The sequence below is a fragment of the Methyloglobulus sp. genome (assembly GCF_964779595.1).
Genome location: NZ_CBAROL010000058.1, coordinates 1 through 6211, shown reverse-complemented (window position 1 = coordinate 6211; position 6211 = coordinate 1). Strand labels below are relative to the sequence as shown.

Sequence of the window (6211 nt, the reverse complement as noted above, 5' to 3'; positions counted from 1 at the left end):
GTCTTACACTGTTTACCTGACCTTGATTTGCTACATATCAGCAAGGTGGTATTTGTTCGGTAGTTCGTTTAGTTAGATAGAAATTCTTAGCTAACTGAGCGCATATTAACCCACTGGTATAAAAATACAATAGTTATTTGTATATTTTTATACTTTCGCTGGATACAGTGGGATTGTATTAAACGAATATACCGCCTGACTTGGTGATTTTTAGTAGTTTTAATAGTCAAAGGAAGGCAACAGTATGAATAAAATTATCAAACGCTTAAACGGCGTTATCAGCATGGTTGGCTTAAGTCGTAGCACCATCTATTCATTGATGGCTGCTGACAAATTCCCCAAAAGCATACCACTAGGCGCACGCTCAGTTGGTTGGCTTGAAAGTGACATTCAAGCGTGGATTGATTCCCGCATCACTGCATCTAACGCAGCATAGGGGGTAATCACATGATTCACGCGAACCCAAAATACGCGGGTAAGTTCTCAGGCAAGCCTTGCCTGAAACAATCACATACTACGAATCTCAAAATATCAATCTCAAGGGCGGCGATGCAACCATGAGCAGCACTCACAAAAAACTCACTGCGGCACATTTAGCGATTGCTAAAAGGCCTAACAGCAAAGCAATACCATTAAAGTGGTATCTCAAAGACCATATTGGCTTATTGCACAACCCAGCGACCCCTGCATTAAGGGAGGAATTCGCACTAGCGCAGAAAGCGGTTAAAGGTAGAAACGCACCCGCTATTGTTGAAATCTGCCGTGGTTGCGTGGGTGATGGTGCGGATGGCAATTGCAGAGAGGCTATAAGAAATTGTGAGATGACCGATTGCTTCTTATTTGCCGTCAGACCCTATCAACTAAAATCAAAAGTAGACCCTAAAAATGTCACGCCAGATGCGTTTTTAAGCACTAATGCCAGTGAGGTAATAGGAAGACCAAGCCCAAGCAGTCATCCCTCTAAAAAACGACCGCCACAGCACACGGCCGATTGTTTTAGTTTGGAGGTGGTCTAATTATGGCGCAGAATCGAAGACCACCTGCCTATCTTGAGTATGCTGCAACCATGTTAGCAAACAGGCATTTTAGGTTAATGAATATTGCAGAACGTGGATTATTTTACACAATACGACTCGAGTGCTGGGAAAACAAACAAGTGCCAGCATCGCCTGATGAATTAGCCAAATACATTGGCTGCGATATTGCTGAAGTTAAAACTGCGCTTACTGACAAAGTTAAAAGTTTCCTTTATGAAAAAGACGGCTCACTTACTTGCCCTGAATTAGAAGACTATCGTCAGCATTTAGATGATAGAAGGTTAAAGCAAAGCATGGCTGGAAAAGGTGGCGCAGCAATCACTAATGCCAAGAAGAAAGCCGCTAAAGACGCTAATTTACACATGGAAACTGACTCGGGTAACCCGCAGGTACCCCGTCAGGGTAGTGTCGAGTCCTTAGTTAAGTCAAGTACAGTTAAACCAAGTCAAGTACAGTCTTTAGAGAATGGCTATATTGATGATAAGTTTGTGAGGGAATATGAGAGTGCATCAAATGGAAACTAAAATCACTCAAGGTGATACTTTGGAGACACTTTGTATTGAGCCCACTTATATGAAGCCTACCCCATCTATTCATCTAAAGACGATTGATGATGTTCGTCTAGAAATGGCAAAGGTTTATAGAGATATGAAGTTGCAAAAAATACCCACATCCGATGGAACGAGGCTTGTTTATGTATTAGCCCAGATAGGGAAAATGATTGAGCTTTATGATATTGAAAGGCGAATTAACCAGCTAGAGGAGAAAGCATGAAACTCTCCGATAGATTAAAAAAGATTGAAGCTAAAGCCCCATCAGAGCAGAAGATTTTTGTTATTAAATTTGGGATTGAGCTAACTACGCTAACGTATGGCGGAGATGTGTACTTGCGCCTTGAGAGCGAAACAGAAGATGAGTTTGTTGAACGTATATTGACTATAGTTAAACAGAACCCAAAACCAAATGGGGGCTATTTGATGGGAAATATTTGTTAGCCAAATGGATTAAATCTCTCTAATAGATTTTTCATGTAATCTTAACCAGTCGCCTATTGTCCCTTGCTTTGTAACCTCGGATTTGAGTGCTCTATCTGGGAAATTGTCAGCAAGAAATGGACGATGCCACTACGTAATTGGAAGTCTGCGCAAAAAAATTGCCCTGAAATGCTGGAGCCGATTCAACGTGACTACTTACCGAGTGATGCCCATTATGCCAAATGACCTATAAACGCGATTAGACTGCGCTCACCCCCATAAGCGGGCGTGACTAGTTGTGGACACACGACACGTAGTAGAGGGTGCTGTCGAGGGCGGTGGCAACGCCGCCATTATTCATTGTGTTGTAGTAGTGAGCTCCACCACCAGCGTCCGAAGACGACCAAGTACTGCTCAACGTCCAGCCTGTTGGACCCCAGCCAGCAGGACTGATTCCGCTACTGCGCAAATTATACAATGCGAGTAGTTCAAACCGAGTAGGTTGCCTCCAATCTGATAAGCCCAATGCGGTTGATGCGCTACAAGTAGCTGCAGCGGTAGACCAATTGGCTGTCGTCGTAATAGGCGCCCAAGTGAATCCATCAATGGTGTAACCACCGATGGCACCACTGCTGGTAATGTAGCCCGCTGGTAGTGTCACCGTAATATTGACTGTGCCAGTGGCGGCAGCGAAATTACCCTCAGCCGCTTTGGTGGCGGTAACCGTACAAGTGACTAGGCTATTGCCTGCCGTGAGGGTCGTGCCAGCAATAGTACAGAGACCCGCAGTAACGGCATAAGTCACGGCGCCATCTCCTGAACCACCCGACGTGCTTAACGTCGAGGTGCCAGTCAAGGCAACTATTGAAGTTAGGGTAGCATTAGCAGTAAGCGCGGCTTGATTGGCCGCTGTTACCGTCAAGGTAATTGCTTGCGTGGCGGTGACATAATTACCATCAGCTGCTTGAGTGGCAGTAATCACGGTTGACCCGACACCTACAATGCTAATCACACCAGCACTGGTAATGGTGGCGACCCCCGCTGTTGCACTGCTATACGTGATGGCACCGACACTGGCTGAAGTGGGCGCAGTAATGGTGGGGGCTGCTGCACCAAATGCCACAGGGTTTGCACTTAGCGCCAAGCCGGTTAAGGTTGGGATTAAGGCTGGGGCTGGCGGTGGCGGTGGCGGTGGAGGTGGCGGTGGAGTTGTCACCGTCAAGCTCGTGGTGCTGATGGTGGCGCTTAAATAATTAGCATGGGCTGTTTGCGTCGCGGTGAATGTCACACTACCCACACCCACCAGCGTAATGACACGATGACTGTCTATGCTGGCAACCGCGGTATTGCTACTGCTATAAGTAATGGCGCCGCTACTGGCTGACGTGGGTGCAGTAATGGTGGGGGCGGCCGCACCAAATGCCACACTGGCCGCACTGAGCGCAAAGCCAGTTAAGATGGGGGTGCTGATACCAGGGCTAATCACCACGCTAATAATTCTAACCGAGCCACGCATGACCATCACGGTGGCTAAGGTAGTGCCACCATCTGCGCTATTGTTCATGGTGACCACGTAGGTATCGGTCACGCCTACTGCCGGCGGGCTTATCAAGTTAGGGTTAATCACTAAATCTGTGCTGCCAGACAAGGTAAATTGACCACTATTGGTGAAGGCTGCGCCATTTAAGGTGACGCCTGCTATTAAACTGACGCCTGCTACTGAACCCACTGTGGTATCAACAGGGGCTGTGATAACACCCGTGGTATCGTTAAGGCTGCTACCTTCTGGCACCGTCGTCTTATCAACCGCAATCAACCGGGTTGGAGTGGCGGTGCTGTCCACTTTAGCCATCACTTGGGATGGTAATACGCTAGGACGACGCGAGACTTGTTCAACTAAAGCGCTTGCCCATGCGTTGCTGCTTGTAGCAGACGTTTCTGTATTAGCAGAGGCTGGATTCATTGGTGTGCTTGGCGTACTTGTTGCGCTTGTTGTGTCTGCATTATCTGAAGTGGGTGAGCTATTAGCCAAGGAAGCAGTGGGATTACCCCCAAAGCTTTGGCTGTAGCTCAATTGGATTTGGCTATCGTTAAAGCTGTGGTCACGGCCTTGGATGCGGGTAATATCAATGCCTAGTTGTGAGCCATTGTGGAAGCTTTTGCCTAAACCGACCGCATAACGACTTTGTGCAGCACCAGCATTGGCAGAAGCACGCAAGTTAAAGCCGTAGTCTAAGCGTTGCATCAATTCAGCACTGCCGGTGGCCCGTGTACTGATGTCATCCCCAGTTAAGTAATCATAAGTCAGACGCTCGGCACCAAAGCCAAGCTTAATGGTGGTGCTAGTGCTGGGTGTTAAGACCAATTGACCTTGCACACCAGTGACACGACCACCAGCCACCCGATAGGAATCGCGCCATAACTCATACAAGTCAGCGGTCTCGGTGTAGTAGGTCTTACTGGACAAGCTTATGCTATCGGTGTTGCTGATATAAGCCTGCATCTCAGCCGCATTGAGCCAGTCTTGACCGAATAGGTATTGGTAGCTTAGCGCAGCGTTATCTTGCGTGACTTGGGTCTTTTGGCTACCGGACAGGAAGTTAAAGTCTAGCTTTTGACGTAGTTGACCGAGTGAGAAGATAAGGCGGTGATTGCTGTTTAAATCCATCCCCGCATTCACTAGCCATTCGTTTCTGTCCTCCCCTGCCATCAGTAAAATACCGGCTGCGCTATTTGTACCAACAGGCAGAGCAAGACTGCCACCAATGGCTAGCCCATTTTGTCTGTTGTATTGGGGATGAATGCTGAATAATGAACCGTTGCTGTTGTCGTGGTAGGAGAAGCCAGCACCGTCTGCGTTGATATTGGGTTGTATGGAAGCGGTATTGGCGGCTGGCTCGCCTAGGTCAGGTAGCTTATCTTGCTCAGGGTCTTGCGCCCATGTGAACAGCGAAACTAATAACAAAAAGCCCGCTATAAAGAGTGGGCGAGGTTTTAGCATGCTGGGCTGGGCTGGGCTGGGCTGGGCTGGGCTGGGCTGGGCTGGGCTGGGCTGGGCTGTAATAATTTTATTCATGCTTACCAATTAGTTAGCTTTAGTAATTAGTAATTAGTAATATTATTACCCACATATAAAAAATAATCAACTAATGGTGGTTACAAAACTTGCTTGAACTGGTGAGTGGCTGTCATTGTTTAATGTCTGCTAGTTAGTTTGGTCGACTCATCCACAGAGGTGTAGTATCTACACTTAATTAAACGCTTGGTCAAAATTCAACGCGCACAGGTGGTCAATTTTAAACGCACGTCAACAACAGCATGCAAGCAGGCATTCCGATGCTGGGGTATCTGACTCACTTTCGGAGTTATCAGCACTACTTATCATTTTTGGACGAGATTAATATGCGCGACTTTATTTGCAAAGCAAAATTTTAGTTTACCCCTAGGTTTACCCCTCAATAGATAAAAAGACAAAAGGCCTACAGGGTTTAATCTGTAAGCCTTTGTTTTATATGGTGCGCCCAAAGAGATTCGAACTCCTGACCCCTTGGTTCGTAGCCAAGTACTCTATCCAGCTGAGCTATGGGCGCATTTTGATAACTGCAATTAAGCGTATGCGGTGTTTACTTTGGCTGGCCGTGCTTAATGTACTGTCAGCGCTCAAGTGCTTTGCCTACGTTTAATTTCAACAATCGGCTAGTTAGAATTATACGCGATAGCGCATGTTTCTAAAAGTTAAAACATGTTATTGGCGGAGCGAGGGATTACTAAAAACATATTTATGTCTTATTATAAGCTGTTGTACGATTTATGAAAAAATAGAATACCCCAAAAAATACCCCCAATTATAAATTGCTTAACCATAAATTAAGGTTTTTTTACAAGGCGGAAATATACCACAAATTAGTATAACCTTAACTTTTTAACTTTGGTTTAGCCTAACATTTTTTCAATCTCATACAAAAATAATAGCTAGTGCTGATAACTCCGAAAGATAGTGCCAATACTCGCCCCTTTGGACTTCCCAGACTTTCATAGACGCTTCTTAACCTCCAATTTTGATATTTTAAAGTGTCTGTTACATTAGGAGCGACTTAAACAATCAAAAAATCACTCGCTGTTAGGGTTGCATGTGAATCAATGCCAATAATTGCCATTTCAATTGGTGATGATTTAGTAGCACTACCATCTGCATCGTAA

6 protein-coding genes and 1 tRNA gene are annotated in these 6211 nt (G+C 45.9%); 5 read left to right on the top strand and 2 right to left on the bottom strand.

Annotated elements, in window-relative coordinates:
- Window positions 1–244: 244 nt before the first annotated feature.
- From AC1YY3_RS12565 to AC1YY3_RS12545, 5 genes are read left to right on the top strand one after another with little or no spacing between them, the layout of a single operon-like run.
- The gene (locus AC1YY3_RS12565) at window positions 245–436 is read left to right on the top strand and encodes a helix-turn-helix transcriptional regulator (protein ID WP_482194546.1); all 192 of its coding nucleotides are present in this window, start codon (window positions 245–247) and stop codon (window positions 434–436) included.
- Between the two features lie 58 nt (window positions 437–494).
- Window positions 495–1016 (top strand): hypothetical protein, encoded by a 522-nt coding sequence (locus AC1YY3_RS12560; protein WP_482194545.1) that lies wholly within the window; start codon window positions 495–497, stop codon window positions 1014–1016.
- A 2-nt stretch (window positions 1017–1018) separates the two neighbouring features.
- Window positions 1019–1561, top strand: a complete 543-nt coding sequence (locus tag AC1YY3_RS12555) for a hypothetical protein (protein ID WP_482194544.1) — start codon at window positions 1019–1021, stop codon at window positions 1559–1561.
- Window positions 1551–1811: a hypothetical protein gene (locus AC1YY3_RS12550; RefSeq protein ID WP_482194543.1), complete on the top strand. Its 261-nt coding sequence runs from the start codon at window positions 1551–1553 to the stop codon at window positions 1809–1811. The genes AC1YY3_RS12555 and AC1YY3_RS12550 overlap by 11 nt, the downstream gene beginning before the upstream one ends.
- Window positions 1808–2032: a hypothetical protein gene (locus AC1YY3_RS12545; protein ID WP_482194542.1), complete on the top strand. Its 225-nt coding sequence runs from the start codon at window positions 1808–1810 to the stop codon at window positions 2030–2032. The genes AC1YY3_RS12550 and AC1YY3_RS12545 overlap by 4 nt, the downstream gene beginning before the upstream one ends.
- Before the next feature lie 271 nt (window positions 2033–2303).
- On the opposite strand, the gene AC1YY3_RS12540 is transcribed toward AC1YY3_RS12545, so the two are convergent.
- Both AC1YY3_RS12540 and AC1YY3_RS12535 read right to left on the bottom strand, forming a co-directional pair.
- On the bottom strand, window positions 2304–5087 hold the full coding sequence (locus AC1YY3_RS12540) for a hypothetical protein (RefSeq protein WP_482194541.1): 2784 nt from the start codon (window positions 5085–5087) through the stop codon (window positions 2304–2306).
- Window positions 5088–5524: 437 nt separating this feature from the next.
- Window positions 5525–5601: transfer RNA gene (locus AC1YY3_RS12535), tRNA-Arg, on the bottom strand.
- Between the last annotated feature and the right edge of the window lie 610 nt (window positions 5602–6211).